Annotated in this window: 2 protein-coding genes and 1 pseudogene; 1 reads left to right on the top strand and 2 read right to left on the bottom strand. The window is 67.8% G+C overall.

Annotated features, from left to right (window positions below):
- Positions 1-284: 284 nt before the first annotated feature.
- Positions 285-617 carry a DUF6354 family protein gene (locus IF88_RS0139425; protein WP_030724301.1) on the bottom strand — a complete coding sequence of 111 codons (333 nt, stop codon included), beginning with the start codon at positions 615-617 and terminating at the stop codon, positions 285-287.
- Positions 618-833: 216 nt separating this feature from the next.
- Here IF88_RS0139425 and IF88_RS41770 point away from each other — a divergent pair.
- Positions 834-2,364, top strand: a pseudogene (locus IF88_RS41770) (ISL3 family transposase).
- A gap of 529 nt (positions 2,365-2,893) precedes the next feature.
- Here the strand turns inward: IF88_RS41770 and IF88_RS0139415 are convergent.
- Positions 2,894-3,304, bottom strand: a complete 411-nt coding sequence (locus IF88_RS0139415) for a hypothetical protein (protein ID WP_030724298.1) — start codon at positions 3,302-3,304, stop codon at positions 2,894-2,896.
- Positions 3,305-4,202: the final 898 nt, after the last annotated feature.

Raw genomic sequence — 4,202 nt, 5'->3', positions numbered from 1 at the left:
GCGCGGCCCACACGGCCGCCCACATCTCCCGGTACGCCTCGGATCCGAGGCGTACAGCGGCTGCCGGGGCGGGGGCGTGCGTGTCAGTACGGGCCGGGGGCGCGGGTGGGGCGGAGGGCCGGCCACAGGGGCGCCACGCGAGTCCGCCGGGCCCAGTCGGTTCTCCTCGGTCACCGGGGCGGGCGCTGCGGGGTGCTCGGCGACATCACCGCAAGCGCCGTACCATCCTGTCCGCGCGTCCCAGGGGTGGCGCTGCGTGATCGAGCGCATCGGATGGTGGGGCCCTACTGCGAGATCTCGCGGACGACGTGCAGCGCGGCGCGGGCGTAGTCGGCGGGGGTGGCGTCGCGGCGGTGGACTTCGGAGATGGCCGCAAGCAGGGCCGGGTACTGAGGGTCGTCGTCGGTGGCGTCTTCGATCAGTTCGAAGGAGGAGGACCGCAGACGGACCAAACTGGCATGGGTGGCCTTGCCGGTGAGGCCGGCGAGGTCGTGCTCGACGACGAGTTCGGCGCGTGTCTCTCCGACTTTGGTCACGCGCAGCCGCCGGTCGCGTGCCTTCATGTCGGGAGCGAGGTCGCGGTACAGCTGTCCTTCGGTGACGGCAGCGGCGGCCATGGATGCTTCTCCCTTTTGGGTTCCGCGGGTGCCCGTGCCCCCGCCGGACAACACTCTAGGGCCGCCCGCTCCGTCGCCGACCGGGGTGGATGTCTGCGCTGCAATGTGGGCCGTCTTGGTGGTTGGCAGCCGGCTGGGGGCGGGTCCGTCAATCGAACGGCTCTGTCTCACATTCGGTGGTGACGGAGAGTGGTCGAGGTCGTTGTTGTTGGTGTGATGGATGGCAACGAGCTTGTGCAGATGGTGTTTTCGGGGATATCGCCGCTGGTCATCGAGGATGTGGTCGATGAGGACGGGCGGGTCTTGGTGAGGGCGCTGGCTCCGAGAGAGCCGGCTCCCTGCCCGGTGTGCGGGGTGGTGTCGGGGCAGGTGCACGGCTATCACTGGCGGAAGGTGGCCGATGTGCCGGTCGACGGCCGGCGGGTGGTGCTCCGAGTACGGGTGCGGCGCCTGGTGTGTCCCACGCGCGGGTGCCGCCAGACCTTCCGCGAGCAGGTGCCAGGGGTGCTGGAGCGTTATCAGCGGCGCACTACCCGTCTGTCCAGGCAGGTCAAGGCGGTGGTGAAGGAGTTAGCGGGCCGGGCGGGAGTCCGTTTGCTGGCAGCACTCGCCATGGGTCTGTCCCGTCACACGGCCCTTCGCGTCCTGCTGGGCATCCCCTTGCCGGCCGGACGGATTCCCCGGGTGATCGGCGTGGACGACTTCGCTCTGCGCCGGCGGCACCGCTATGCCACCGTGGTGATCGACGCCGAGACCCATGAACGGATCGATGTCCTGCCCGACCGCACGGCCGGCACGCTGGAAGCGTGGCTGCGTGCGCATCCGGGGGTCGAGGTTGTGTGCCGTGACGGATCGACGACCTACGCGGAAGCCATCCGCCGGGCCCTGCCGGAGGCGGTGCAGGTCAGTGACCGCTGGCATCTGTGGCACAACCTGTGCGATGCCGCCCTGGACGAGGTGAAGGCGCACAGCGCCTGCTGGGCCAGTGTGCTCGACGCCCCCCTCTATGACGGACCCCGAGCCCAGACCACGCTGGAACGCTGGCACCAGGTCCACGGCCTACTCAACCAGGGCGTGGGCCTCCTGGAATGCGCCCGCCGCCTCCAACTGGCCCTGAATACCGTCAAACGCTATGCCCGCGCCGAGCGGCCCGAGCGGATGCTCCGCGTCCCCAAATGCCGGTCCAGTCTCGTCGACCCCCACCGCGATCACCTGCGCAAACGCCGGGCCGAAGACCCCGCCGTCCCCGTCCAGCACCTCTTCGAAGAGATCAAGGCCCTCGGTTTCACCGGCTGCCTCAACCTCCTGCACAAGTACATCAACCAAGGCCGCGCGGACGCCGACCGCAGCCGCATCTCCCCGCCCAGACTCGCCCGGATGCTCCTGACCAGGCCCGAAAACCTAGACCGGACACCGCGACCTCCTGGACCAGCTGACCGCCGCCTGCCCCGAGATGACCCACCTGCCCACCACCATCCGGGCTTTCGCCCCGCTCCTGAAACCCCGGCCCGAGAACGCCGACGCACTCGGACTCTGGATCGCCCAGGTCCGTACCGCCGACCTGCCACACCTGCACGCCTTCACCCGCGGCCTCGAGCGAGACCGCGACGCCGTGATCGCCGCGGTCACACTTCCGTACAGCAACGGACCCACCGAAGGCGTCAACACCAAGACCAAACGAATGGCCCGCCAGATGCACGGACGAGCAGGCTTCACCCTGCTCCGCCACCGCATCCTCCTCGGGTAACTCCACCCTCCGCTACCACCGAATGTGAGACAGAGCCGTTCGATTGACAGACCCGAGCTGGCCAACTACTGAGGTTTTCGGGTTGGCGCCGGGGGGACGGCGGGTGATCCCTGCGCTACGCCGGTTGTAGGCGATACGCGTAGGGAGGGGGCCTGACCGCTGAGCGGCGGCCCTGCATGAGGGTGTCCGGCGGGAGGCCGGCGAGCGGTCGGTGGAACCGTCGGCGAAAGCGACTTCCGACATGAGCGCGGCGGCGATCTGGTGCCGTGAACGCAGCCGCCCGCGCAGCGCGACGGCGGTTTCCAGCAGCGCGCTGCGGACTACGGCTGGTCCTTGCCGGTGGCGTCTGTGGGGTCTCCGCACCCCTGTCGGCGGCGGTTGAACCGGGCTCAGGCGCGTAGCTCGTGAGGACGATCAAACAGGCCTGTCGCTACTTACTGGGAGTGACACCGTGCGCCAGCCTTCGGTTTACGCCGGGACGCAGTCCATCGCGCGGCTCATTCGATGGCGTAGGTGATGAGGACCGCGCTCAGCGGACGGCCTGGGCCTGGACCGTCCACGTGGTGTGAAACGTCATCCCTTGACAGCGGATGTCGGAGTCTTCCTTCAACTTCACAGCGGCAGGCAGCACGAATGGCAGGTTGGCCTGGCTGAGGTCTAGCGTGGGCAGGGGGCCCACGCCGACTGTGGACAGTTCTATCTGATCGTGGCAGTACGTCATGTCGTCGGCGTTCGCAACGGTGTCGATAACGACATCGCCGGCGGCAATGGAGGTCAGTTGGGCCCTTACATTGCTGTTCGGGTTGGTGAAGGTGAGGGTGACGTCTGCGGTTTCACCGGGCAGCAGTGTGGCGGTTTGCGCGCCGGTGACCGTGATGGGGGCGAAGTGCTCGGTGGAGCCTGTCACTGGGCCCGATGTGCTCTGCTGGATGAAAGGCATGATGTGCCTCCTGCTCAGACGGACTGGATGTGCGTAGGAACGGTCTGTCCTCGGCGGCCCCTGCTTCACCGACGCTCGTCAGCGATCAGTGGGCGCTGCCGTGGATTTTCTTGCCGGGGCCTGGAGTCGGCGGCTCGCAGCCGCCCGGGAGCCCAATCGGCCGATGTGGCCACATCGGCCTATGGGCCTGGGAAGGGGCCAGCGCTCTGTCGCCGAGAACGCGGATGGCCCTCCCGCTCAAGCCGATCGAAGCAGTGGTGAGGGAACATGCCGGCCCGAACTGCTGCCTCTGCGGGCACGCAGGAAAACGGTCAGAACGACAGCCGAACCCTGGCCCGGCACACCGGCCTGGAACGCCGTCCCTGGGGTTGACGGTGGGCCAGCTGCCGGCGGCCCACCTGTTCGGATGCGTACAGTAACCCATTTGCACTACGTCATTGACAACCAGATTGACGTCACGTCACCCGAACGGTGGAGCGCTCGGAGTCGGCAACCCGCGGGAAGTGCGCCCTTCGGGTCGTCCCGCATGCGATGGCCTGACAGGGCCTGGCCGGGGCGGAGTAATCGTCAAGACCTGTGGATCGGTTGATCTCGGTTTCGTTGTGATGGGTTGATCGCGACGAGTTCGACCTCGAAGCCGTCGTCGTTCTCCAGGTAGGCGGCATAGTGCTGCGCGCCGCCGGCGTGCGGATGCCGGTCGGGGACATCAGATGCCAGCCGTGCCGTGCCGCGTCGGTGGCCAGCCTGTCGGCCGCGGTGTCGTCTTCGACGTGGTCAATCAACGTCAGACCGACCCGCCAACTACTGAGGTTTTCAGGGTGGGGTCGGTGGGTCGATGGCCAGATGTGTGGCCGTGAGGCAGCCGTCGACCAAGTGGGGTCGGAGTTGGATTCTGCGT

Origin of the sequence: Streptomyces sp. NRRL F-2580, from assembly GCF_000720115.1 — a bacterium.
Lineage (GTDB): Bacteria > Actinomycetota > Actinomycetes > Streptomycetales > Streptomycetaceae > Streptomyces.
This window is presented reverse-complemented; position numbering and strand designations above follow the sequence as displayed.

Excerpts from the sequence above, each read along its gene's own strand:
- IF88_RS0139425 (WP_030724301.1), bottom strand. The coding sequence starts at position 617 with ATGGCCGCCGCTGCCGTCACCGAAGGACAGCTGTACCGCGACCTCGCT.
- IF88_RS0139415 (WP_030724298.1), bottom strand. The coding sequence starts at position 3,304 with ATGCCTTTCATCCAGCAGAGCACATCGGGCCCAGTGACAGGCTCCACC.